General features: G+C 63.2%; 26 protein-coding genes. 14 read left to right on the top strand and 12 right to left on the bottom strand.

Annotated elements, in window-relative coordinates:
• Window positions 1–169: 169 nt before the first annotated feature.
• The 3 genes from FJ941_RS20545 to FJ941_RS20535 all read left to right on the top strand — a co-directional run bounded on the left by FJ941_RS20545 (window position 170) and on the right by FJ941_RS20535 (window position 2237).
• Window positions 170–808, top strand: a complete 639-nt coding sequence (locus FJ941_RS20545) for a CatB-related O-acetyltransferase (RefSeq protein WP_140508413.1) — start codon at window positions 170–172, stop codon at window positions 806–808.
• The gene (gene yihA, locus FJ941_RS20540) at window positions 805–1464 is read left to right on the top strand and encodes a ribosome biogenesis GTP-binding protein YihA/YsxC (RefSeq protein ID WP_027143852.1); all 660 of its coding nucleotides are present in this window, start codon (window positions 805–807) and stop codon (window positions 1462–1464) included. Before FJ941_RS20545 ends, yihA begins: the two co-directional genes overlap by 4 nt.
• Before the next feature lie 71 nt (window positions 1465–1535).
• Complete coding sequence (locus tag FJ941_RS20535; RefSeq protein ID WP_140508411.1) at window positions 1536–2237, top strand: hypothetical protein; 702 nt, start codon at window positions 1536–1538, stop codon at window positions 2235–2237.
• Here the strand turns inward: FJ941_RS20535 and FJ941_RS20530 are convergent.
• On the bottom strand, window positions 2234–3046 hold the full coding sequence (locus FJ941_RS20530) for a tetratricopeptide repeat protein (RefSeq protein WP_246673904.1): 813 nt from the start codon (window positions 3044–3046) through the stop codon (window positions 2234–2236). The two genes, FJ941_RS20535 and FJ941_RS20530, sit on opposite strands and share 4 nt — an antisense overlap.
• A 140-nt stretch (window positions 3047–3186) precedes the next feature.
• On the bottom strand, window positions 3187–3906 hold the full coding sequence (locus FJ941_RS20525; RefSeq protein ID WP_140508410.1) for a TetR/AcrR family transcriptional regulator: 720 nt from the start codon (window positions 3904–3906) through the stop codon (window positions 3187–3189).
• A 127-nt stretch (window positions 3907–4033) separates the two neighbouring features.
• Between FJ941_RS20525 and FJ941_RS20520 the strand changes: the two genes are divergently transcribed.
• The gene (locus tag FJ941_RS20520) at window positions 4034–5224 is read left to right on the top strand and encodes an HlyD family secretion protein (RefSeq protein ID WP_140508408.1); all 1191 of its coding nucleotides are present in this window, start codon (window positions 4034–4036) and stop codon (window positions 5222–5224) included.
• Between the two features lie 74 nt (window positions 5225–5298).
• The gene (locus FJ941_RS20515; protein ID WP_140508406.1) at window positions 5299–6891 is read left to right on the top strand and encodes a DHA2 family efflux MFS transporter permease subunit; all 1593 of its coding nucleotides are present in this window, start codon (window positions 5299–5301) and stop codon (window positions 6889–6891) included.
• Between the two features lie 118 nt (window positions 6892–7009).
• Here the strand turns inward: FJ941_RS20515 and msrB are convergent, their stop codons facing one another.
• From msrB to FJ941_RS20500, 3 genes are all read right to left on the bottom strand, one after another.
• Window positions 7010–7513 carry a peptide-methionine (R)-S-oxide reductase MsrB gene (gene msrB, locus FJ941_RS20510; protein WP_140508404.1) on the bottom strand — a complete coding sequence of 168 codons (504 nt, stop codon included), beginning with the start codon at window positions 7511–7513 and terminating at the stop codon, window positions 7010–7012.
• 266 nt (window positions 7514–7779) lie between these two features.
• Window positions 7780–8502, bottom strand: coding sequence for an anti-sigma factor (locus tag FJ941_RS20505; protein WP_140508442.1), 723 nt, complete (start codon window positions 8500–8502; stop codon window positions 7780–7782).
• Entirely contained in the window at window positions 8499–9038 is a 540-nt protein-coding gene (locus tag FJ941_RS20500) for a sigma-70 family RNA polymerase sigma factor (RefSeq protein ID WP_027143843.1), read from the bottom strand. The genes FJ941_RS20505 and FJ941_RS20500 overlap by 4 nt, the downstream gene beginning before the upstream one ends.
• A 184-nt stretch (window positions 9039–9222) precedes the next feature.
• Between FJ941_RS20500 and FJ941_RS20495 the strand changes: the two genes are divergently transcribed.
• The 3 genes from FJ941_RS20495 to argB all read left to right on the top strand — a co-directional run bounded on the left by FJ941_RS20495 (window position 9223) and on the right by argB (window position 12313).
• Window positions 9223–9654, top strand: a complete 432-nt coding sequence (locus FJ941_RS20495; RefSeq protein ID WP_140508403.1) for an SgcJ/EcaC family oxidoreductase — start codon at window positions 9223–9225, stop codon at window positions 9652–9654.
• 106 nt (window positions 9655–9760) lie between these two features.
• Window positions 9761–11257, top strand: a complete 1497-nt coding sequence (locus FJ941_RS20490; RefSeq protein WP_140508401.1) for an amidase — start codon at window positions 9761–9763, stop codon at window positions 11255–11257.
• Window positions 11258–11419: 162 nt separating this feature from the next.
• A complete protein-coding gene (gene argB / locus FJ941_RS20485; protein WP_027143840.1) occupies window positions 11420–12313 on the top strand; it encodes an acetylglutamate kinase in 894 nt (297 codons plus the stop codon).
• A 27-nt stretch (window positions 12314–12340) separates the two neighbouring features.
• On the opposite strand, the gene FJ941_RS20480 is transcribed toward argB, so the two are convergent.
• The 3 genes from FJ941_RS20480 to FJ941_RS20470 all read right to left on the bottom strand — a co-directional run bounded on the left by FJ941_RS20480 (window position 12341) and on the right by FJ941_RS20470 (window position 15048).
• Complete coding sequence (locus FJ941_RS20480) at window positions 12341–12799, bottom strand: RidA family protein (RefSeq protein ID WP_140508400.1); 459 nt, start codon at window positions 12797–12799, stop codon at window positions 12341–12343.
• A 76-nt stretch (window positions 12800–12875) separates the two neighbouring features.
• Complete coding sequence (bchE, locus tag FJ941_RS20475) at window positions 12876–14462, bottom strand: magnesium-protoporphyrin IX monomethyl ester anaerobic oxidative cyclase (RefSeq protein WP_140508398.1); 1587 nt, start codon at window positions 14460–14462, stop codon at window positions 12876–12878.
• A gap of 109 nt (window positions 14463–14571) precedes the next feature.
• Entirely contained in the window at window positions 14572–15048 is a 477-nt protein-coding gene (locus tag FJ941_RS20470) for an Lrp/AsnC family transcriptional regulator (protein WP_027143838.1), read from the bottom strand.
• Window positions 15049–15187: 139 nt separating this feature from the next.
• On the opposite strand from FJ941_RS20470, the gene phhA reads away from it, so the two are divergent.
• Window positions 15188–16024 (top strand): phenylalanine 4-monooxygenase, encoded by an 837-nt coding sequence (gene phhA, locus FJ941_RS20465; protein ID WP_140508396.1) that lies wholly within the window; start codon window positions 15188–15190, stop codon window positions 16022–16024.
• A 66-nt stretch (window positions 16025–16090) separates the two neighbouring features.
• Here phhA and FJ941_RS20460 read toward each other — a convergent pair whose 3' ends face one another.
• Window positions 16091–16537 carry an Lrp/AsnC family transcriptional regulator gene (locus tag FJ941_RS20460; protein WP_246673902.1) on the bottom strand — a complete coding sequence of 149 codons (447 nt, stop codon included), beginning with the start codon at window positions 16535–16537 and terminating at the stop codon, window positions 16091–16093.
• 430 nt (window positions 16538–16967) lie between these two features.
• On the opposite strand from FJ941_RS20460, the gene FJ941_RS20455 reads away from it, so the two are divergent.
• From FJ941_RS20455 to FJ941_RS20445, 3 genes are all read left to right on the top strand, one after another.
• The gene (locus tag FJ941_RS20455) at window positions 16968–17732 is read left to right on the top strand and encodes a transporter substrate-binding domain-containing protein (RefSeq protein WP_245262126.1); all 765 of its coding nucleotides are present in this window, start codon (window positions 16968–16970) and stop codon (window positions 17730–17732) included.
• Window positions 17733–17804: 72 nt separating this feature from the next.
• Window positions 17805–19109, top strand: coding sequence for an FAD-binding oxidoreductase (locus FJ941_RS20450; RefSeq protein ID WP_140508393.1), 1305 nt, complete (start codon window positions 17805–17807; stop codon window positions 19107–19109).
• Window positions 19106–20074, top strand: a complete 969-nt coding sequence (locus FJ941_RS20445; protein WP_140508391.1) for an amino acid ABC transporter permease — start codon at window positions 19106–19108, stop codon at window positions 20072–20074. Before FJ941_RS20450 ends, FJ941_RS20445 begins: the two co-directional genes overlap by 4 nt.
• Here FJ941_RS20445 and FJ941_RS20440 read toward each other — a convergent pair.
• Window positions 20071–20583, bottom strand: coding sequence for a MarR family transcriptional regulator (locus tag FJ941_RS20440; RefSeq protein ID WP_140508390.1), 513 nt, complete (start codon window positions 20581–20583; stop codon window positions 20071–20073). The genes FJ941_RS20445 and FJ941_RS20440 overlap by 4 nt on opposite strands.
• Before the next feature lie 94 nt (window positions 20584–20677).
• Between FJ941_RS20440 and FJ941_RS29040 the strand changes: the two genes are divergently transcribed.
• A complete protein-coding gene (locus FJ941_RS29040) occupies window positions 20678–20845 on the top strand; it encodes a hypothetical protein (RefSeq protein ID WP_181169890.1) in 168 nt (55 codons plus the stop codon).
• A gap of 232 nt (window positions 20846–21077) precedes the next feature.
• Here FJ941_RS29040 and FJ941_RS20435 read toward each other — a convergent pair whose 3' ends face one another.
• On the bottom strand, window positions 21078–21839 hold the full coding sequence (locus FJ941_RS20435; RefSeq protein ID WP_140508388.1) for a GGDEF domain-containing protein: 762 nt from the start codon (window positions 21837–21839) through the stop codon (window positions 21078–21080).
• A gap of 161 nt (window positions 21840–22000) precedes the next feature.
• On the opposite strand from FJ941_RS20435, the gene FJ941_RS20430 reads away from it, so the two are divergent.
• Window positions 22001–22705, top strand: a complete 705-nt coding sequence (locus FJ941_RS20430; protein WP_140508386.1) for a pyrimidine 5'-nucleotidase — start codon at window positions 22001–22003, stop codon at window positions 22703–22705.
• 84 nt (window positions 22706–22789) lie between these two features.
• Here FJ941_RS20430 and FJ941_RS20425 read toward each other — a convergent pair whose 3' ends face one another.
• On the bottom strand, window positions 22790–23635 hold the full coding sequence (locus FJ941_RS20425; protein ID WP_140508385.1) for an LOG family protein: 846 nt from the start codon (window positions 23633–23635) through the stop codon (window positions 22790–22792).
• Window positions 23636–23709 lie beyond the last annotated feature (74 nt).

Here is a 23709-nt window from a genome sequence, read left to right as displayed (position 1 = left end):
ACAGGCGCGCTGTCCAACCCGATCGTGATCCGCCGCGGCGACAAATCAGCTTGTCCGCCACGGAAGACTCGCTCCCCGGCCGATTGGTGCTATAGGGCGGATCACGCTATTTTGAGCAGGCGCCTCCTGTCACGGATGCGCCTCTCTGCCAGTTCCCGGACGAACCCACATGAACGGACCCAATCCCGGCATCAAGCACCCGATCCCGATGCACACGCGCGTCGGCTTCCTGAAACCGCTGGTGACAGTGCCGAATATCGAGATCGGTGACTTCACCTATTATGACGACCCGGACGGGCCGGACAAATTCGCCGAAAAATGCGTGCTGCATCACTATCCCTTCATCGGCGACAAGCTCATCATCGGCAAGTTCTGCGCCATCGCCGAAGGCGCACGCTTCATCATGAACGGCGCCAACCATGCCATGTCCGGCTTTTCGACCTATCCGTTCAACATTTTCGGTCATGGCTGGGAAAACGGTTTTGACCCGGCGACCTGGTCGAAGGAAGTGCGCGGCGATACCGTGGTCGGCAGCGATGTCTGGATCGGCATGGAGGCGGTGATCCTGCCTGGCGTGGAAATAGGCCATGGCGCCATCGTCGCCGCCAAATCGGTGGTGACGCACGATGTGCCGCCCTATGCGATCGTCGCCGGCAATGCGGCGAAAGTGGTCAAGGTGCGTTTCGACGACAGGACGATCCGGCGGCTGCTGGCGGTGGCATGGTGGGATTGGCCGGTGGACAAGGTCGGCCGCAACCTCGACGCCATCAGGGGCGCCGATATCTCTCTTCTGGAGGCAGCAGCTTGAACGTTCCCAACAGCACCGCGATCGGCACCGACCTGTTCACGCGCGGGTGGATCTTCATCCGTGGTGTGCCGGCCATGAAGTTCCTGCCGCCGGAAGGGCCGCCCGAAATCGCCTTTGCCGGCCGCTCCAATGTCGGCAAGTCGTCGCTGATCAATGCCCTGGTCAACCAGAAGGGGCTGGCGCGCACCTCCAACACGCCAGGGCGCACGCAGGAGCTCAACTATTTCGTGCCGGACGGGTTTTCCGGCGAGGGCGCCGACCTGCCGCCAATGGCGCTGGTCGACATGCCGGGCTACGGCTACGCCACGGCGCCCAAGGAGAAGGTCGACGAGTGGACCAAGCTGGTCTTCGATTATCTCAAGGGCCGGGTCACGCTGAAGCGGGTCTACGTGCTGATCGATGCCCGCCACGGCATCAAGGCCAAGGACGACGAGGTGCTGTCGCTGCTCGACAAGGCGGCGGTGTCCTACCAGATCGTGCTGACCAAGACCGACAAGATCAAGGCCGCCGGCGTGCCGCGGCTGATCGAGGAGACGCTGGCCAAGATCAAGAAGCGGCCGGCGGCGTTTCCGTTCGTGCTGGCGACCTCATCGGAAAAAGGCGAAGGTCTCGAGGAACTGCAGGCCGCGATCGTGCTTGCGGCCAATGGCGGCTAGTCATCCTGCGCGATCCGTTGACCGCGCCCTGGCAATCCGTCAACATCGCAATGCCGTTCGAGGGCAACCGGATGCGTATCGTTTTTCGTTGTGATCCCGCGCTTGCCGAAATGCTGCCTCGGCCGGTCCCCGCGCGCGGCGTCCTGCCCGACTGGCTCCGCAAGATGCCTCCGAGAGCCTATTCGGAAATCCATGGGCGAGAGATCAGGACGGTAAAACAGTGTCCGCCCTTCGTCGATGCCATGACGCATGGCTTCATGATCCTGCTGCCATGCGACGTGACCGTTGAGAACGGGGCCTTTGAATGGCGGTGGGACATCGCCGAGCCGTCAACGAAGGGCCACCCGCGTTCGCCGCTCAGCTTCCATGTCGCTGAACAGCTCGCCGGCGCACCTTTATCGAATGGGCTGGCGGCCATAAAATTCAACAGTTTCTGGACGATCGAGCTGGAGGAAGGCTGGTCCCTCTTCGCCACCCATCCGGTCAACCGCGATGATCTTCCTTTCCGCCTGGTGACTGGTGTGGTCGATTCAGATCACTTCCAGGACGCCGGCATCAATTTCCCGGCGATTTGGACCGACCAGGGTTTCGCCGGCGTGCTGGCGAAGGGCACACCGATTGCGCAATGCTTTCCCGTGCCGCGCGCCGCGCCCGAACTTGTCTTCGAAAGCTTCGATGCCGTGCGCAAAGCCTCCTATGAAAAAACCGTCGCCGATGTTCTTGCCGAACCCGGCGTCTACCGGAAGCAGTTTCGCGTAAAGCGCGCCCGCTAACCTGCAAGCAAGCCCTTCAACGTTTCGCGATCGATCCAAAGCTTGCCGTGCGGCGCTGACGTCAGGGCCATCGCGATGATGCCGAAGGTTGTGGCGCGCTGCTCGTAGGCCGCTCGATAGGCCTCGATCGCGGCGTCCATGTCGCCCGCTTCCTGAAGCACTACCCCCAGATTGACCGCCGCCTCGGCGTTGTCGGAGCGTATCTCCAGCGCTTTGCGATAGGCGGCCGCTGCCCCCGCATGATCATGCAGATCCTGCCTGACAAGGGCGAGATCGAACCACGCCGATGCAGGCGCGTTTCCCTTTACGGCCCGCTCCAGCAAAGGTGCCGCGTCGGCGGGCATTCCCTCCTCGAACAGCATGCGGCCCAAACGCGCTGCCGCCTCCGCCGACAAGGGATCGGCAAGTGTCACCTGTCGCCATGCCTCGAGCGCCTGGGTCCGATCGCCTGTCTCATCGAGCGTTCGCGCCCGCTCGATGAGCACAGCGGCACCAGGCGCCAATTCGGCCGCGCGTGAGAAATGGAACAGCGCTTGGTCAAAATCCCGTGCCGCCCGCGCCAAGCGGCCGGCGAGCAATTGAGCGGACGCGTTGTCAGCCCGGATCGTCAGACTTGCCTGAATATGGGAGCGGGCTCCCGAAATCTCTCCCTTGGCGAAAAGAACGGCGGCCATGAGGTGGTTGAGGGCAGGGTCGTCCGCCGCCTGGCGAAGAGCCTCCTCGCAAAGCAGCCGTGCCTGCTCGTGGCGACCGGCGTTGAAGTCCGCCACGATGCGTCGCATCTCATTCTGGAGCTTCGGAACGCCCATCCCGATCTGCCTTCACACTCGCGAACGAGAACCATTCCCGCGGAATGATCGGTTCTACCCACATCCAGACGTCGACGCTCAGCGCCTTGAGGTCAAGCCGGCTTCCGCAAAAAAATGGACGGCCGTTTCGGAGAGTCCTGTCAGGACGAATGTAAGGTCTTTTCTTCCTCTGCCAGCCTTTCGGTGCCGTAGGCTTTCAGGAACATGTCGACGCCGGACCTGACGATGTGGTCGATCTCGTCCTGGGTCGGGGCCTTCGTTCGGTAGGCGAAGATGCACTGCCGGAAAAGACCGGCCAGGCACAATTCGGTAAACTGATAGGCGGCGAGGTCGACATCTTCGATCTCGAGCAGGCCGCGCTCGATGGCGGCATTGAGGAATGTCACGACCTTGTCATGGCCGCGCTTGGGCCCGCGTTCGTAAAATCGGGCGCCCATGTCCGGTATCCTGTCGGAGGCGCCGATAACCGTACGCTGCGCCTGGATGACCCTGGCCGAGGTGATCTTCATGGACAGCACCTTGCCGAACTTGATCAGCGTCTGGCGCAGGTCGTCGGCGCGTTCGAGCATGTCGTACATGTTCTTGAAGATGGTGCCGCGCTCTTCCTCGATCAGCGCCTCGAACAGCTCTTCCTTGTTGGCGAAATAGACATAGATCGTGCCCTTGGAGACGCCGGCCTCGCGCGTGATGTCGTTCATCGAGGCGGCCTCGAAGCCCTTTTCAATGAAGACACGACGGGCGCCGTCGATGATCTGGCTGCGCTTGACCGGGTCCTGTCCAGCCGCCGGCCGGCCGCGGCGCAGACCTTCCAGCAGGTCTTCGCACGCGTCGATGTCGGCGTTGCCCACGATCTCACCCATATAAGTCGCACCTCGAAATAATTCGAACCAACCGGTTCGATTGCCTCTTGATATGGTCCTCTTTACGCGCTATGTCAACGGCCTGATCGAACCGAACGGTTCAGTATTATAACATTAGAGAGATGTCATGTCCTCGAACACGCCCGCCACCGCCGAAGTCCGTCCTTTCCCCAACGCCAAGGTTGCCCCGGCGACGGAAGCACCCGATGTGCATGTCCAGCCGGCAGTCGCACCGCCGCCGGAGGCTGAAGCTCCGGCCAAGAACAAGCGCTCGGTACGCTCTTTCCTGCTGCCGATCATCGGCCTTGCCCTCTTGAGCGGCGGCGCCTGGTACGGCTATGACTACTGGACCACCGGTCGCTTCATGATCTCGACTGACGATGCTTATGTCCAGGCCGACATGTCGTTTGTCTCGCCAAAAATTTCCGGCTATGTCGATCAGGTTCTGGTCAGCGAGAACCAGCAGGTGAAGGCCGGCGATCCGCTGCTGACGATCGATGCCGGCGATTACAAGATCGCCGTTGCCCAGGCCGAGGCGCAGATCGCCACACTGGCCAAGACGCTCGACCGCATCGACGCGCAGACCAAGGCCGCGCAGGCCTCCCTGCAGCAGGCACAGGCGCAGAAGGTCGCCGACCAGGCCGCCGCTGACAATGCCGGCCGTGCCCAGCAGCGCGCCGCGCAACTGGTCAAGACGCATGTCGGCACGCAGGCACAGCTGGACGACGCCCAGACCGCGCTCGACCAAGCCAAGGCCGCGCTCGTCGGCGCCGATGCGCAGATCGCCGCCGCGCAGGCCAATATCGGCGTACTCGAGGCGCAGCGCGCAGAATCCGCCAGCACACTGGCATCGCTGCAGCTCGGCCGCGACAAGGCCGCGCGCGATCTCTCCTTCACCGTGCTCAAGGCGCCGTATGACGGCGTCGTCGGCAACCGCTCCGTCGAACAGGGCGATCTGGTCAGCCCCGGCCAGAAGCTCGCCGTGGTCGTGCCGATGGACAAGCTCTATATCGTCGCCAATTTCAAGGAGACGCAGCTTGCGCGGCTCGTGCCTGGCGAAAAGGTCAACATCTCGGTCGATGCAATTGATGGCCACCCCATCCAGGGGACCGTCTCCTCGCTGGCGCCGGCGTCAGGCGCGGTGTTCTCGCTGCTGCCGCCGGAAAACGCGACCGGCAACTTCACCAAGGTGGTGCAGCGCGTGCCGGTCCGCATCGAGGTGCCGGCCGACGCGCTGAAAACCGGCAAGCTGCGCGCCGGCTTGAGCGTCGTCGTCGCCGTCGACAGCCGCACCGCGCCTGCCGCGACCAGTAACTAATCGCTTTTCGGAGGGCGGCTTGGTGGCTGATTGAAGCACCGAGCCGCCCGGCCTGCCTCAAGGAGGCTCAGGACATGGCAACCGCAACCATCACCGCAGGATCGCCGCCGGCGATACCGGCCGCGCCCGACACCATCTCGACCCGACGCGTCATCGCCTTCCTGGCGATGGTGTTCGGCATGTTCATGGCGATCCTGGATATCCAGATCGTCTCGGCCTCGCTGGCCGAGATCCAGGCCGGCCTCAGCGCCAGCTCCGACGAGATACCGTGGGTGCAGACGGCCTATCTGATCGCCGAGGTGGTCATGATCCCGCTGTCGGGCTTCCTCAGCCGGATGCTGTCCACGCGCGTGCTGTTCACCGTCGCGGCCGCCGGCTTCACCGCGGCCAGCGCCCTTGCCGCGACCGCCACCAACATCGACCAGATGATCGTCTACCGCGCCGTGCAGGGTTTCATCGGTGGCGGCATGATCCCGAGTGTCTTTGCGGCGGCCTTCACCATCTTCCCACCCTCGCGCCGCGCCATCGTCTCGCCGATGATCGGCCTAGTGGCGACGCTGGCGCCGACCATCGGCCCGACCGTCGGCGGCTATATCAGCCACGCCTTTTCATGGCACTGGCTGTTCCTGGTCAATGTCGTGCCCGGCATTCTGGTCGCGACCGCGGCCTGGTCGCTGATCGATTTCGACAAGCCCAATCTCAAGCTGTTCTCGAAGTTCGACTGGTGGGGCCTCGCCGGCATGGCCGCCTTCCTCGGCTGCATGGAATATGTGCTCGAGGAGGGTCCGAACAACGACTGGCTGCAGGACCAGGCCGTGTTCATCTGCGCCATCGTCATGACCATCGGCGCGGTGATCTTTTTCTGGCGTGTCTTCACGGCCGAGGAACCGATCGTCGACCTCAAAGCCTTCAGCAACATCAATTTCGCCTTCGGCTCGCTGTTTTCCTTCGTCATCGGCATCGGCCTCTATGGCCTGACCTATCTCTACCCGGTCTTCCTCGGACGCATCCGCGGCTACGATTCGATGATGATCGGCGAAGCGCTGTTCGTCAGCGGTCTGGCCATGTTCTTCACCGCGCCCATCTCCGGCATCCTGTCGAGCAAGATGGATCTGCGGCTGATGATGATGATCGGCCTGTTCGGCTTCGCCACCGGCACCTGGTGGATGACGCATCTGACCGCCGACTGGGACTTTTACGAGCTGCTCATCCCGCAGATCCTGCGCGGCTGCTCGATGATGCTGTGCATGGTGCCGATCAACAATATCGCACTCGGCACCTTGCCGCCGGACCGGTTGAAGAACGCGTCCGGACTGTTCAACCTCACCCGCAACCTTGGCGGCGCGGTCGGTCTTGCCATCATCAACACCGTGCTGATCGATCGCAATGCCTTCCACTATGCCCGGCTCTCCGAGCATGTGCAGTGGGGCAGTGCCGCCGCGCAGACCAAGCTGCAGAACATGACGCTCAATTTCGAGCAGACCACCGGCCTGGATGCCACAAGCGCGGCGATCTCCAAGCTGTCGGGCATGGTCCACCAGCAGGCGGCGCTCCTGTCTTTCATGGATGTGTTCTATCTGCTGACCGTACTGTTCGGGACGCTGGGCTTCTTCACCATGCTGATCAGGAAGCCGGGCGCGCCCGGTGGTGGCGGCGGCGGGCACTGAAGCAAAGAAAAAGTGGGCAGCGGTTTCGGGAAGCTCCTCCAGTCCACGCCCGAAAAGCTCTGACCACGCAAAAAACTCCGGGCCGCAAAGCCCGGAGTTTTTTATTGCCTTGATATCGTCAGGCGGTCGCCGGCTTGAAGGTCAGCGCCACGCCATTGATGCAGTGGCGCAAGCCGGTCGGCGCCGGACCGTCGTCGAAGACATGGCCGAGATGGCCGCCGCAGCGGCGGCAATGCACTTCGGTGCGGGTCATGCCCAGCGACCGGTCCTCGGTCTTGCCGATGCCATTGGCGATCTCCTGCCAGAAGCTCGGCCAGCCGGTGCCGGAATCGAATTTCGTCTCCGATGGGTAGACCGGCAGGTCGCAGCCGGCGCAGGCGAAGATGCCCTTGCGGTGTTCGTTGAGCAGCGGGCTGGTGCCTGGATACTCCGTGCCTTCCTTGCGCAGCACGTCGAAGGCGGCCGGCGACAGGATGGCTTTCCATTCGTCGTCTGTCTTGGTGATCTCGAATTTCTCGGCGGCTTGTGCGGCCTGCGGGCTGCCCATGCGCAGCATCGTTGCCGCGGCCCCTAGGACGCCGATAGCGGCGGCACCACTCAAAAGAAAGTCGCGACGGTTCATGACCAGTTCCTCCTGTCGTCTGTTTTGCCAAACTATGCCGCCGCCCGAAAGTCAAAAGCCGGTGACGGTTGCCCCCAAAACGAGACTCCGCGCCGTACACGGTTGACCGTGGGCGGCAGGGAGCATTCGTGTCGATTGCGGAGCAGGGGAGCGAGACGACGCGATCGACGGAGGGCTCTTGCAGCGGGTTCGTCCGCGGCAAGCTCCTTGTTACATTTTCGGCTCCATCACGTTTTCGGGAGCAGAATCCTGTCCGAACGGGTCGATCAGATGCCCTTCAAATCGCCTGCGGCGACGACGGGGCCGGTCGGCTGGCCGGTCGGCGAGCCTCCGGCAGGCTCAAGGCTGACGGCCAGCACGGCGCCCCGCGCGAGTTTCTGCTGCACCGCCGGCGCAACGGTCACATGCGCGGTCTGGCCGGCCGCGATGACGCCCATCGAGACCGGAGCATTCTTGCCCTCGATCATCCACAGCTCGAAGTCCTTGCCGGCGGCGCGCTCGCCGGAGACGAGAGAGAGACCGACATCGTGGCGGGCAGCGTCGTAGACGGCCAGATATTTGACGTCGCTGCCCTCGGCCGCAAGCGAGGCGACAAGGCGCGTCTGCGGCTGTGCGGCCGGTGGGTTGAGGTAGGGGACGGCGATGTAGAGCGCCAGAGCAGCGACAGCCGCCGCCGCAAGGCCGCGCCAGAAGGCGAGGCTGGACCACAGGCCGGCGGGTGCTTGAGGTGACGTAGCCGATGTCGACGAGAACAGCCGGCGATCGATCGCCGGCTTCACCGAAGCCGGCGGCTCGATTTCCGGATAGGCTGCGGCCAGCGACGACAGGCGAACTTCCCAATCGTCGACGAGCCGCGCGAAATCGGCTTCGGAATCGATGCGCCTGGATGCTATCTGCCGCTCTTCCGCCGACAGTACGCCAAGAACGTATTCGGCGGCGAACAGGTCGTCGCCCCCACGTTCCGGTCCGTTGTCCTCTGCCAGCGTCATCTTTCCAGACATTCTCTGAGTTTCATCAGGCTGCGGCGCAGCCAGGTACGCATCGTATTCAACGGCACGCCGTGGCGTTCCGCCAGTTCGGCATAGCTTTCGCCCTTGAGGTAAGCACCGCGGACGGCCGCCGCACGGTCCGTTTCCAATTCATCGAGACAGTGGTGGATGCGTCCGAATTCATCGCCCGCCACCGCCATCGCTTCAGGTCCCGGCGCCGGATCGGCCACCTCGAGCGCGGCATCTATATCGACGGCAGGCTTGCGCCGCGCCCTGATGCGATCGATCGCATGATTGCGCGCTATTGCCACCAGCCAGGAGATCGGGCTCAGATCGGAGACAGCAAAACGGTCCGCCTTCGTCCAAATCTTGACGAAGACTTCCTGCAGCGCTTCTTCCGCATCTCCCCGGTCGTTCAATACACGAAGGCAAACGCCGAAAAGTTTCGCACTGGTCTGCCGGTAGAGCAGGTCGAATGCGGCCCGATCCTTCATCGAAGTCCGGACGATCAGCTTAGTGATGTCCTGCGGCGTCATGCGCGCCAAATTAGGCAAAAGCGTTGTATTTGCAACGACGGAAATATTCCGCGCCCCTAAAGTTTGGGCGTCCGCACACGTGCCTCGGGGCAGTGTCCCAGTTTGAAATTCAAAATTGGCAATCGCATTTGAGGCGATGACCCCGACATGCTAGGCTTTTAGCGGAAAGCAACGGAGATTTGTCATGGGGTTGGTGGTCGCCAAACCTGAGGATGTCGCACCTGCCTTTGCCGATGCTTGGAACAGACATGACATGGACGACTTCGCAGCGTTGTTTGCCGACGACGCTAATTTTGTCAATGTCGTGGGCATCCGGTGGAAGAACCGCACCGAGATCGAAAGGGCGCACCGCGCAACTCATGAAACCATCTTTCGTGACAGCCGATTGGAGGGTGTTATCTCGTCGGTTGTTGAATTATCCTCCGGCCTTGCATCCGTGCACTATACATGGATCCTGACCGGCGCATCCACTCCGGACGGCTCATCCGCCGGAACACGAGAAGGCATTCTGCTTCTGGTTGTGAAGGAAGAACAATCGGGCTGGCGGATAAAGGTTGCCCAGAACACCGACATCGTTCCGGGGGCGATTGCTCCCCCTCCCACCGCTAGAAGATAGCCGTCTTACAAAAAGTCGCCGCTCAAATTCCAAACTGAGACACTATTGGCCTGGATTGCCAAGGGAATCGCCGCTGGCTAGCTTGGCGGACGTGGGGGGAGCGCGCATGTCGGTCGAACGGATCCTGTGGGAAGAAGACGCAACCGGTCTTGCCGGTCTGGTGCGCAAGGGTGAACTGTCGGCGATCGAGTTGACCGAGGCGGCGATCGCCCGTGCCGAGGCCACCCGCCCCGAAATCAATGCAACGGCAGAGCCGCTCTATGAGTCCGCACGGACCCGCGCGAAGAGCATCGACCGTTCCTTGCCGCTGGCCGGCGTGCCCTTTGCCATCAAGGATCTCGGCATCGCCATCAAAGGGGTGCCGTCGCATGGCGGCAGCCGCATTCCGGCCTGGGTGCCCGATTTCAACTCGGTGATGACCGAGCGCTATCTCGCGGCCGGGCTGATCCCGATCGTCACCTCGACGTCGCCCGAGCACGGGCTGCGGCTGATGACCGAATCCAAAGCCTTCGGCATCACCCGCAATCCCTGGAATACCGGCCACACCACCGGCGGCTCGTCGGGCGGTTCGGCAGCGCTGGTCGCCGCCGGCGTCGTGCCGGTGGCGCACGCCTCGGATGGCGGCGGCTCGATCCGCGTGCCGTCGGCCTGCAGCGGGCTTGTCGGCCTCAAGACCTCGCGCGGCCGCATCCCGCTGTCGCCGCTGGTGAGCGAAAGCTGGTACGGCATGGTCGTCGATCACGCCGTCACCCGCTCGGTGCGCGACTGCGCACTGCTGCTCGACCTCACCCATGGTCCAGACACGCTGGCGCCTTATGCCGCGCTGCCGCCAAAGGGCACATTCGCTGCGGCTGCCGCGCGCGATCCCGGCAAGCTCAGGCTGGCGGTGTACCGCAAGTCGCCGCTTGGCCTGCCGATTTCGGCCGAGACGCTCAGGGCGCTCGACATTGCCGTGGCGCTCGCCCGTGAAGGCGGCCATTCGGTCGAGGAGATCGAGCTGCCCTTCATCGGCCGTGATTTCTTCGCCGACTTCTGCACCACGGTCGCCTCCGCCGTCGCCGGCTCGTTGCGGTCCGAAGCGCTGCGCGTCGGCCGTTCCGTGACGGGCGACATAGAGCGCGCCACGCGGGTGCTCGGCCGGTTGGGCGAAATGGTCTCGGCCGGCGAGACCTATGCCGGCCTGCAGCGGCTGCACGCCGCCTCGCGGCAACTGATCGAGGAGACCGCGCGCTATGATGCGGTGCTGATGCCTGTCATCGCGCACCCGCCGCTCGCCTGCGGTGCCATGGATCCCAAAAGCGCCGATGAACTGATCGAAAACCTGCTCGACAAGCTTCACCTCACCTCCTTGCTCAAGATCAAACCTCTGTTCGGCCAGTTGATGGACAAGAGCCTTTGGTTCACGCATTGGCCCGCGATCCACAATGTCAGCGGCCAGCCGTCGATCGCGCTCCCCGTCCATGTCACGGATGCCGGCCTGCCGCTCGGCATCCAGGCCGCCGGCCGCCCGGGTGACGAGGAAACGCTTTTGTCGCTCGCCGCGCAGATGGAGAAAATCTCGGGCTGGCTGACACGGCGGGCGCCGCTGATGGTGCCGTCATAATGACGACATCGTGAACCGCTCGAATATGACAGCAATGCCATTTGCGGCTCGCGTCAATTGCCGCTAAGACGCCGCCGTCTCCACCTGATGCATGTCGCCCAAAAGTGCCCAGCGGTTTGGGACAACGACATGCATAGAACCAGAAGCCAGGGAACCACGCCGATGACGGACGTCGCCGCCACCGCCGAAATGCAGGCCGCCCTCTTGTCGCGCGCGCTGCCCTACATGCAGCGCTACGAGCACAAGACGGTCGTGGTGAAATATGGCGGCCATGCCATGGGTGATCTCGAACTCGGCAAGGCCTTCGCGCGCGACATCGCGCTGCTGAAGCAATCCGGCGTCAACCCGATCGTCGTCCATGGCGGCGGCCCGCAGATCGGCGCCATGCTGGCCAAGATGGGGATCGAATCCAAATTCGAGGGCGGCCTGCGCGTCACCGACCAGAAGACGGTCGAGATCGTCGAGATGGTGCTGGCCGGTTCGATCAACAAGGAGATCGTCGCGCTGATCAATGCCGAGGGCGAATGGGCGATCGGCCTGTGCGGCAAGGACGGCAACATGGTGTTCGCCGAAAAGGCGCGCAAGACCATGATCGACCCCGATTCCAACATCGAGCGGGTGCTCGATCTCGGCTTCGTCGGTGAACCGGTCGAGGTCGACCGTACGTTGCTCGACCTTCTGGCACGCTCCGAAATGATCCCGGTGCTGGCGCCGGTGGCGCCCGGCCGCGACGGCCACACCTACAACATCAACGCCGACACTTTCGCCGGCGCCATTGCCGGTGCCTGCAAGGCCTCGCGCCTCCTGTTCCTCACCGACGTGCCGGGCGTGCTCGACAAGGACAAGAAGCTGATCGACGAGCTGACGGTCGCCGAGGCCAGGGCGCTGATCAAGGACGGCACGGTCTCGGGCGGCATGATCCCAAAGGTCGAGACCTGCATCGAGGCCATTGAGCGCGGCGTCGAAGGCGTCGTCATCCTCAACGGCAAGACGCCGCATTCGGTGCTGCTGGAACTTTTCACCGAACACGGCGCCGGCACACTGATCGTGCCCTGATATTTTGCCCTTCGGCGCCTGGCGTCCTCAGTCCGGCAGAGCGGCGACGGCCACGATCTCGATGACGAGATCGGGATGCGCAAGTGCTGCAACCCCGATCACTTCCGATGGCGGCGGATTGTTGTAGCTGCAGTGCTTCGGGCAGTGCTCGGCGAAGAATTCGTCCATGACGTCCAGCCGGAAGTTGGGCGAGCTCAGCGCGCCGCCGTCTGGAAACGGCCCTTTGACGTACTGTGTGATCTTGACGAGATATTCGAGCGAACTGCCGAGTTCTTCCAGGTCCGATTTGATGTTCTCCAATATGGATCGCCATTGCGTCGCCGCGTCGCCAACGGCGCCACCCTTGCCGCTCGACGGGTCATAGTTCTCTGCCGTGCCCGTATTGCCGGCAAGGAAGACATATCCCTTGGCGCCGGTCACGACGGTGCCTTTGCCCCAAGGCATAAGCCGGCCGCCTTTCATCTTCTTATGCGTGACAAGGTCCATCGCTTCCTCCTGCCAGTCACCATCGTCCGATCGCTGGAAATTAGCGCGTGCACCGCTGGCGGCCAGGCGGGACGGGTCAGGCCGGCGGCGGCGAGATGCGAAAGGCACGCTGCTCGGGCGCCACATGCAGCACGGCGGCAGGCACCGTTGCAGGTCTCTTCGACGGACGCTGGAAGACCATCGATTCCTCCTCGGCGTCCTGCGGCGCGCCCCAGAATTCGGCTAGCGTCGGGCCGCCTTTCACCCGGTGGTCTGTCACCAGAAAACCCCAGACTTCGCGGAACCAGACGCGGCGGCCCATTTTTGTGTACCAGCGCATCGAATGCCGCTGCTCGGGGTCGGGATGGAACAGGATGCGCGCCAGCGCCTTCGGCCGCGACTGCACCGCCAGTTCGATCAGCTTGACCGAAAAGAACAGCATCCACGGCTTGAGCCGGCTCATGTGCAGCACCTGGTGCTTGTAGTCCCACAGGCGGGCGTCCCTTTGGATGATCCTGCGGTCGCGAGCGATGCGGAAGAACGGCGTCCACCGATGCGGCGTCACATAGAGCGCCTGGATCTGGTCCGGGTCATAAGCGATGAGTTGGCGAAAGCCGCGCCAGAGATCGCGGAACCCCTCATCCTCGAAGCCGGCCACCCAGGTCGCCATCGACAGGATGCCGTGCCTTCGCAGCAGCCGTATCGCCTCGCGATCGGACGAAGTGCTGCCGCCCTTGCGGATCAATTGCAAGGTCTGCTCGTCGGTGTTTTCCATCCCGAGCAACCAGCGGATGACGCCGGCCTTGCGGTAAAGGTGCAGCATGTCGGCGTCGCGCACGATGTCGTCGGCGCGAGTCGAACCGACGATCAGCACCGGCACGTCCTCGGCGATCATCGCCTCCAGGAAAGCGCGCCAGGCCTTCTTCGAGACGGTCGGGTTCTCGTCGGCGAGGTTGATCAGCTCGACGCCGTGCTGGCGGTGCAGCCAGGCGATCTCCTTGGCGAACTTGACGGGGTCGCGATGCCGCCAGCGGGTCCAGAAACCGCGCTGGCCGCAATAGTTGCACAGATGCGGGCAGCCGCGCGAAAACTGCATGACCACGGCGCGCTTGCCGCCCCAGTAACTGTATCTGCGGTGGTCGATCAGTTCCCAACCGACGCGGTAGGCGTCGAGGTCGGCGATGGTCATCGCCGCTTGAGTGGCGAAAGGACGATTGAGATCGTCGCGATAGGCGATGCCGGCAACGCTTGCCGGCGGCTGGCGCATTTCCATCGCCTCGACCAGCGCCACCACGGTCGCCTCGCCCTCGCCGCACACGATGAAGTCGAAAACGTCCGTTTCGGCGAGGATGTCGCGCCAGTGATAGGTCGGGAACACGCCGCCGTAGAGGATGATCGTCGCCGGTTCGCGCGCCTTGATCATCCCCGCTATCAACAAGGCGGTCGGGTGCGCCGAGGTCGATCCGGAATGGCCGATCAGGACGAAGTCGGGGCAGTCCTTCAGGGCTTCCGCGACGACCGAGGCGAGCGGCATCGGCCCGAACTCGGCATCGACGAGCCGCACCTCGTGGCCGGCGTCGATCAGCGGGCCGCCGATCGCCAGAAGACCAAGCGGCGGCAAATGATCGTCAGGCACGCGGCTGCCGATGGCTGTGTGCGGCGGATTGATCAGGACGATGTTCATGGCGGACCTCCAGGGAGTTGGTCCGCGCATGCTGGCCGGCGATAGTGCCGCCCGATTGGCCCGTTTCAGCAGTTTGCTTGCAGCTTTTCCGCAAAAACGAGGAATAGCATCAGCGTCTGAGATGCGCGAGCGGCACGTGGCCGGGTCCCTTGATGTTCTGCAGCACCAGTTGCGTGTGGACGTCGCGCACGCCGTCGAGCCGCATCAGCCGGTGCATGACGAAGGCGTTGAGCTCGTCGACCGACGGCACCATGACATGCAGCAGGAAGTCATGGTCGCCGGTCATCGTCCAGCACGACGACACCTCGTCCATGCGCTGCACCGCGGCGATGAAGCTTTCGGGCGAGCCGTCGCTATGGCTAACGAGGCGCACCTGGATGAACACCTCGACCATCAATCCGACCGCGCGGCGGCTAATCATTGCGGCAAATCCCTTGATGATGCCGGCTTCCTGCAACGCTTCGAAGCGCCGCGCGCAGGGCGTGGTGGAGAGGCCGATCTCCTGCGCCAGCTCGGAGACGGGCTTGCGCCCGTCGCGTTGCAGGACATCGAGCATCCTGATTTCGAAATCGTCGAATTGAGGCATTTTTACTCCTCTCATGCGGATTATGAGTGAATGTTATCCCGAATATGGCGAGGGGTCCATCATCAAAACCGATTTGCCTCGGCAGATCCGGTTACGCTCCGCGTACGTTAGCCATTGATGCTTTGCGAGGAGAAAAACCATGACGACGATGAGCGTTGCCGAATATGCCCGCGACTGCGCGGCGCAGGGGTTGCGTGGTGACTACTCGGTATGTCGCGCCGATTTTACCGTGGCGCAGGGTTATGACTATTCGGCCGAGGAGCAGGCGGTGTGGCGCACGCTGTGCGACCGCCAGACCAAATTGACGCGCAAGCTCGCCCACCACTCCTACCTCGATGGCGTCGAGAAGCTCGGCCTTCTCGATCGCATCCCCGATTTCGAGGACGTCAGCGCCAAGCTGCGCAAGCTGACCGGCTGGGAAATAGTCGCCGTGCCCGGCCTCATTCCGGCCGCCCCCTTCTTCGATCACCTCGCCAACCGCCGCTTCCCGGTCACCAACTGGCTGCGCACCAGGCAGGAACTCGATTACATCGTCGAGCCGGACATGTTCCATGACTTCTTCGGCCATGTGCCGGTGCTGTCGCAGCCGGTGTTCGCCGACTTCATGCAGATGTATGGCAAGAAGGCCGGCGACATCATCGCGCTCGGCGGCGACGAGATGATCACCCGGCTCTACTGGTACACGGCGGAATACGGCCTGATGCAGGAGGCTGGCCAGCCGCTGAAGGCGTTTGGCGCCGGGCTGATGTCATCGTTTACCGAGTTGCAGTTCGCGGTCGAGAGCACGGAGGCACACCATGTGCCGTTCGACCTGGAGACGGTGATGCGCACCGGCTACGAGATCGACAAATTCCAGCGCGCCTATTTCGTGTTGCCGTCCTTCGACGCCTTGCGCGATGCCTTCCAGACCGCGGATTTCGAGGCGATCGTCGCGCGCCGCAAGGGCCAGCCGGCGCTCGATCCGGCGACGGTCTAGTCCGACTGCATGGCGGCCCCGGCTGGCGGAGCGTTCTCCTCCGCCGCCGGGACATCCCGCCACCTCCTACAATGCGTAGATGGTCCGGTTGAACTTCGTCTCCATCACCACATGGGAAGCGGTTTTGATGACGCCGCCGATTTCATTCAGCGCATTCACCTCCCGGTTCAGCTTCTCGAGCGTCTCGGCGGCAAGGTGGATGATCAGGTCCCATTCGCCGGTTATGGCGTAGACCGCCTGGATCGAAGGCATCGCCTTGATCTTTCTGGAGACGTCCGGATAGCTCTTGTTGTTCAGGGCGGCGAGCGTGAAACAGTGGACGGCGTTCTGGGACGCCGCCTTGGTCAGCCGCACGGTATAGCCTTCGATGATGCCGCCGGCCTCCAGCTTCTGGATCCGCTCCTGCAACGCTGTCCGCGATACGCCGAGCTGACGTGCCAGTGACGCGACCGGCTCACGCGCATTCTTCTGCATCAGCGCGAGCAGCTGACGATCCTTCTCGGTCAATTCCACAAACAAATCCTCTCGCTCGATCCGCGCTGCAACCATCACACCCGCCGCGCGATCCTATCGGCTGAACAGCCCCCGCGACAATCCGGAAGACGGGCCGGCGCGGACGGAACAAAGCGAACATATCCGGCATTTTGCCGTCTCAAGGCACGCAATGACTGCGCGATCGTCATTATCCCGCATTTCGCCGGGTAGAACCCTTCCTTTTGCGACCTGACTGTCTGGGGTCACAAACGCCGGTCCATCAGGGGAACCAGCTTCGGCTGTGGTGGGCACAAACCGAAACCGGTCCACGTTGAAGCTGTGGCTGAAAGCGCTGAGATCCGACGTCAAGCATCCTATCAGTTTCAACCACAAGGGAGGGATAACTTTGAAAAAGCTACTCGATTTAGCCGTTCTTGCCGCCGCGACATTCGCGATCACAACGGCTGCCATGGCCGGGGAAACCCTGGACCGCGTCACGTCGAAAAAGGCGATGGTCATCGCCACCAACGCGGCCTGGCCACCACAGAGCTTTCTCAACGACAGCAACGAACTCGCCGGATTCGACATCGATGTCTCGCGCGAGATCGGCAAGCGGCTTGGCGTCGAGGTCTCGTTCGAAACGCCCGATTGGGCGACGCTGACCGGCGGGCGCTGGCAGGGACGCTACGACCTCGGCGTCGGGTCGGTCACGCCGACGAAAGCCCGTTCCAAGGTGATCGACTTTGTCGGCATCTATTATTACAGCCCCTATGTCTACGTCCTGCACAAGGACAGCGGCGCGAAATCGGTCGCCGATCTGAACGGCAAGATCATCGGCGTCGAGACGGCCACCACGTCGGAGGATTTCATCCGCCGCAAGCTCGAAATCGACGCACCCGGCCTGGCTCCCATCGAATACAAGCTCGAGCCGGGCGAGATCCGCACCTATGCGGATTCCATGCTTCCCTTCGATGACCTGCGGCTTGGCGACGGCGTGCGCCTGAACGCCGTGATCGCCCCGGAGCAGACGGCGCAGAATGCCATCAAGAACGGCTATCCCGTGAAGATCCTGGAAGGCGAGTACGCCTTCCGCGAGCCGCTCGTCGTCATCGCCGAGAAGAAGGATCCCGAGTGGACCGCAAAGGTCGCGGGCATCATCACCGGGATGAAGACGGACGGCACGCTCGCCGCGCTGACCACGAAGTGGTACGGCAAGGACTACAGCGCCAAGTAAAGTCATTCCGCCGGCTGTCCTTGGGCAGCCGGCGGCGTCACCAAACGCAGGCCCCTCACCGCAAAGTCATCGATGGCCTATCCGGACACCTATTACGCCCGCACTCTGACCGACCGGAAGACGAGGCCTCCGCTGCAAGGCGAGGCGCAATGTGACGTGGCCGTCGTCGGCGCCGGACTGGCCGGGCTGACGACGGCGCTGCAGCTGGCGCGCGCCGGACTGCACGTCGCCGTGCTGGAAGCCCAGGTCGTCGGGTTCGGCGCTTCGGGCCGCAATGGCGGTTTCGTCACGCCCGGCTTCGCCACCGGCGGCGACAATATCGCCGCACGGGTCGGCGGGGAGGCGGCGCGCGACCTGCATCGGCTGTCGATCGAAGGCGTGGAATTCGTGCGCGACACCATCGAGACGCTCGGAATATCGGCCGCCCTGCCGCGTGCCGGCCTGCTCAGCGTCTTGCGCTATGACGACGGCGATGCGCTGAAGGCCTATGCCGACCAGATGGCCCGCGACCATGGCTATGAACTTCAGTATCTCGATAGAGAAGACGTCCGTGCGGTGCTGAAGTCCGTCCGTTACCACCAGGGCCTGCGCGACCCGAACGCCTTTCACATCCATCCGCTGAACTATCTGCGTTGCCTGGCTGACGAGATCGAGCGCCTAGGTGGCAAAATCCATGAAAGCTCGGAGGTCGTAGAATGCGATCTCTCGGGGTCGCAAAAGATGCTTCGCACCAGACAGGGCACGCTTCGGGCACCCCAGATCGTGCTCGCGACCGGCGGCTACACCGGCCCGGTGTTCGGCCAGCTCTACCGCGCCTTTCTGCCCATCGCGACCTATGTGATGGTTTCCGAGGCGGCTCCCCGCCTCATTGCGCAAGCCGTCGCCACCACGGATGCCGTCGGTGACAACAGGCGGGCCGGTGACTATTATCGCCTGGTCGAGGGCGGCAATCGCCTTTTGTGGGGCGGGCGCATCACCACGCGCGCCGCTTCCGCCGACGCGCTGGCGCACGAGTTGCGCCGTGAGATGGTCGGCACCTACCCGCAGCTTGCCGGTCTCAGGACCGAGCTGGCCTGGTCCGGGCTGATGTCCTACGCCCGGCATCTGATGCCCCAGATCGGAGAGCTGCGCTCAGGCGTCTGGTACTGCACCGCTTTCGGTGGCCATGGCCTCAACACCACGGCGATTGCCGGAAAAATTGTCGCGGAGGGCATTCTGGGCGTTTCCGACCGGTACCGGCAGTTCGCGCCGTTCGGACTGAGCTGGGCCGGCGGCGCCGCCGGCCTGGCCGCCGCGCAGCTCACCTACTGGAAACTGCAGACGCAGGACTGGTGGCGGGAACGCCGCGCCACCGCCAAGGACAAGGTGACGGCATGATCGGCAGGCTGATGCTCTCCTATCCAGGGCTTGTTCGCCACGCGGCGGCGGCGCTTTTTCCGGCGCTGCTGGCCGCGGCCCTCTACGCCATGGGAATCAAGTCGAGCTGGATCGGCTCGTTGATGCCGCTTGCATCCGACTGGTTGCATGCCAACCCAGCCCTGTCGCGCGCCCTCTCGGCCGTGTTGATCGCGCTCCTGGTGCTGGTGAACTGCAAGCTGCTGCTGCTCCTGCCCCGACGCCAGCAGATCGCCGGCGTCTGGATCGAGCTGTTCGCGCTGCTGATGCTGTTCTTCTATTCCTTCGACCTCTCCTTTGCCTTCATCGCCAGGAAGGTCGGCTTCCTGATCACCCAGGGCGTCACCACGACGCTTTACATTTCGGCGATCTCGATCCTTATCGCGACCTTGATCGCGCTGGTCGGCGCCATCGCCAAACTGACTGGCAACGGCATCGTTTACGGACTGGCCACCTTCTACACGTCGCTGTTTCGTGGCCTGCCGTTGCTGATGCAGATCTACATCATCTATCTCGGCCTGCCGCAGGTCGGCTACGTGATCGGCGCGGTGCCGGCTGGCATCGTGGCGCTGTCGCTGTGTTATGGCGCCTACATGACCGAGATCTTCCGCGCCGGCATCGAAAGCATTCCGCGCGGCCAAAGCGAAGGCGCAACGGCGCTCGGCCTGAGTCCGGGCCAGACCATGGCGCTGGTCATCCTGCCGCAGGCCATGCGCGTCATCATTCCGCCGACCGGCAACCAGTTCATCGCCATGTTGAAGGATTCCTCGCTGGTATCGGTCGTCGGCGTCTGGGAGATCATGTATCTCGCCCGCACGATGGGTCAGACGGTGTTCCGTCACATCGAGATGCTGATCACCGCCTCGATGATCTACTGGGTCCTATCGATCGCGCTAGAATTCGGCCAAGCCTATCTCGAACGGCGCTTCGGCCGATCGGAACGCTAGGCGGTTGACGATTCAAATCGGCGCGGTTGCGGCGCCTCGGCCTTCAGCCGCACAAGCTGGTCGCGTTGCAGATCGAGCGCGGCGGTGACGAAGCGCCGAATGGTGGCAAGCTCGGCGTCGCTGAATGAGGCAATGACCTTCTCGCCTTCCCGCGCGATGGCGCCGTAATATCGCGACGACAGCTCCCGTGTTGCCTCCGTTGCCTCGATGACCACCTTGCGCCTGTCCTCGAGGCTGCGCTTGCGCGTCAACAGGCCGCGCGCCTCCAGTCGATCGATCAGCGCCGTCACCGCGGCCGGTGTCAGCCCGGTCGCGGCTGCGATCGCACCGGCCGATTGCGGGCCGCCATGGAGCAAACCAATGCAATGGCGCTCAGCCATGTTGAGGCCGAGTCTCGCCCCCACCGCCTCGTCATAGGCCTGCGTCGCGTCCTGCCACTGCATGATGGCAAGGCCGATCGCGGTCGCCAGTTCGGTGCGATCTCCGCTTGACGAATTTGTTTCGATCATCTAATTATCAATCCGTCTAACATTTAGACTGTTATAGCAATATGCGGCCGCGGCTTGCTATAGGCAAGGGTCGGCCGCCAACGAGGAGTGGAAAATGAGCCCGATCCAACGGCATGCGCCTCTCTCGCATGAGGAAGAGTTCAAATATGCCAAGCTGGCGATGGAATGGTATGGCTGGGGCTCGCCCATCGGCGTCGGCATCCTGCTGGTGTCGCTGGCAGCCGCCGCCGTACTGATGCGCATCGCCGTCTACGGCCTGTAATGATGGCTGTCGCCGCCACCGAGGCATTGCCGGTCGCCATCATTGGCGCCGGCATCGCCGGGCTGGCTCTTGCGCCATGCTTCGTCGGCAAACAGTTGGCGTCTGCCTACTCGAGGCGCGATCGCGCGAAGCCTCTAGCGAAGGTGCGTTCCTCACCCTGGCGCCCACCATTGAGGACGCCGTGCTGTGGCCGCCTGCCTCGTTGCGACGGCCGACGGGCATTAGTGATCAGTCACGCGGCGGCCGAGATATCCGTGCCCAGGATCGTCAGGTTGCGGCCCGCATGCTTGGCCTGGTAGAGACACCGGTCCGCGGCGCGCATCAGCTCCGATACGTTGACATCCTCGCCGCAGACGGTGCCGCCTATGCTGACCGTCAACGGGATGGTCCGTTCATCGACAGGCCGGAAGCGGATCAACTCGACCTCGCGGCGGATCCGTTCGGCAACGCGCTTGGCCTCCTGTTCCGTGGCTCCGGTCAAAAACGCGCCGAACTCCTCGCCGCCGATGCGGCCGAGCACGTCACCGCTGCGCACGCCGCGCTCGATGGCGCTGGCGATCAACAGCAGCGCGTCGTCACCGGTCAGGTGGCCGAAATTGTCATTGATCGTCTTGAAATGATCGGCGTCGATGATCAGCAGCGCGCCGCGGTCGGACTTGCGCCGGGAGCCGTCCAGCGCGGCAAAGAAGCTTTCCCGGTTGAGCATGCCGGTCATGTCGTCGCGGCTCGCCTTTTCCGCCAGGCGGCGGTGCGCTGCGGCGAGTTGGGCATGGGCACGGGCAAGTTCGCGATGGGCGTTCTTCAGCCTGTCGCTCTGCCAGAACGTGCCGGCGCATGCCGTCCAGGCAAGGACCAGCGGACAGAGCGTCGATGTCAGCCAGATCGTGCGGGTGACCGGGAATCCCATGGCTGGCACGATGATCAACGTCAGCAGGAGAGAGGCCGCGACGGAGGCGAAGGCGATGGCGGCGGCTTTGAGAATAATGCTGTTCATCGCAGGCTCCCCACAGGACTGTCTCTGTGCCAGCAAGCCCTGAAGGCTATCTTTCCGGGATGCATAAAATTTGAATCGTGTGGCTATTTCTGCAACTTCAACGCGCAGAAGTTGTGGATAAAGTCCCTTTCAGAATCCCTGTTTCATGCCATAAGGAGCGCATGACCACGCTTCCCGACCCCGCCCGCTTCGCCCATGTCACCGACTGGGTATTCGACCTCGACAACACGCTCTATCCGCACCACTCGAATCTGTTCTCGCAGATCGACGTCAAGATGACCGCCTATGTCGGGGAACTGCTGGCGCTGCCGCGCGAGGAGGCGCGCAAGCTGCAAAAGGAGCTGTATCGCGAATACGGCACGACGCTGAACGGGCTGATGACGCGCCACGGCATCGATCCCGACGACTTCCTCGAGAAGGTCCATGACATCGATTATTCGTGGCTGGTGCCCGATCCCGTTCTCGGCACCGCCATCCGCCAGCTTCCCGGCCGCAAGTTCATCTTCACCAATGGCGACCGCAGACACGCCGAGCGCACCGCGCGCCAGCTCGGCATCCTCGAGCATTTCGATGACATCTTCGATATCGTCGCCGCCGGCCTCAACCCCAAGCCGGCGCGCCAGACCTACGAGAAGTTCGCAGAACTGCACGCCGTCACCGGCCACAATGCGGTGATGTTCGAGGATCTCGCCCGCAACCTTTCCGTGCCGAAGTCGCTTGGCATGACCACGGTTCTCGTGGTGCCGCGCAATTTCGAGCCGACCTTCTCGGAAATCTGGGAACGCGACCCGGCCAACGAGGATGACGTCGATTTCGTCACCGACGATCTCGCCACGTTCCTCACGACCATAATCGTGAGTGAGTGAGGAATTGAGGGATTGAGGAATTGGTCAGGACGCCCCAGTTCCTATTCATTTCCCCAGTTCCTCATTTCCCTGCTCCCGCAATTCCTATTCCCCTAGCTTGTAGAAGCGGTTGATGATGCTCCAGGCTTCGTCGGCTGTGTCGACGAAATCGATGATGTCCTGGTCGCCCGGGCTGATGGTGCCTTGCTCGGCGAGGAAGTCGAGGTCGATCGCCCGCTTCCAGAAGGATTTGCCGAACAGGATCACCGGCACGCGCTCCATGCGCCCGGTCTGGATCAGCGTCAGCGTCTCGAAGAACTCGTCCATCGTGCCGAAGCCGCCGGGAAACACCGCCACGGCCTTTGCGCGCATGACGAAGTGCATCTTGCGGATGGCAAAATAGTGGAAGTTGAAACAGAGCTCCGGCGTAACATAGGGGTTCGGTGCCTGCTCGTGCGGCAACACGATGTTGAGCCCGATCGACGGCGCGCCGACATCGGCGGCGCCGCGGTTTCCCGCCTCCATCACGCCAGGCCCGCCGCCGGTCACCACGACATATTCGCGATAATATGACGTGGCCGACTGCTGCGAGCAGAGGCGGGCGAATTTGCGCGCCTCTTCGTAATATTTGCTGTTTTCCTCGAGGTTCTTCTTCTGCGTCTCGTTCTTGGCGGCCCAGGCCTCGCCGCCCGGTTCGGGCAGGCGCGCGCCGCCGAACAGGATCACCGTCGAACGGATGCCGCGCTCGGCCAGGATCATTTCCGGCTTCAGCAGTTCCAGTTGCAGCCTGACCGCTCGCAATTCGCGCCGCGTCATGAAGTCGGGATCGTTCCAGGCCAGGCGGTAGGTTTCGGCCCGCGTCTGCGGCGTGTCCGGCACGCTTTTCGACCGCTCCAGATCCTCGTCCGAATGCGGCAGCGGCGTCCATCCCGCCTTTTCCATGGGAGTCATCGAATCCACCCGTCCATTCCTTTACTTGCGTCGTCCCGTGACGCAGCCGCGATTGACCCCCATTGAGCCTTAAC

Source organism: Mesorhizobium sp. B2-3-13 (assembly GCF_006442195.1).
GTDB classification, from domain to species: Bacteria; Pseudomonadota; Alphaproteobacteria; order Rhizobiales; family Rhizobiaceae; genus Mesorhizobium; species Mesorhizobium salmacidum.
Note: the sequence above shows the minus strand (reverse complement) of the source record. Positions and strands in the feature narration are given on the sequence as shown.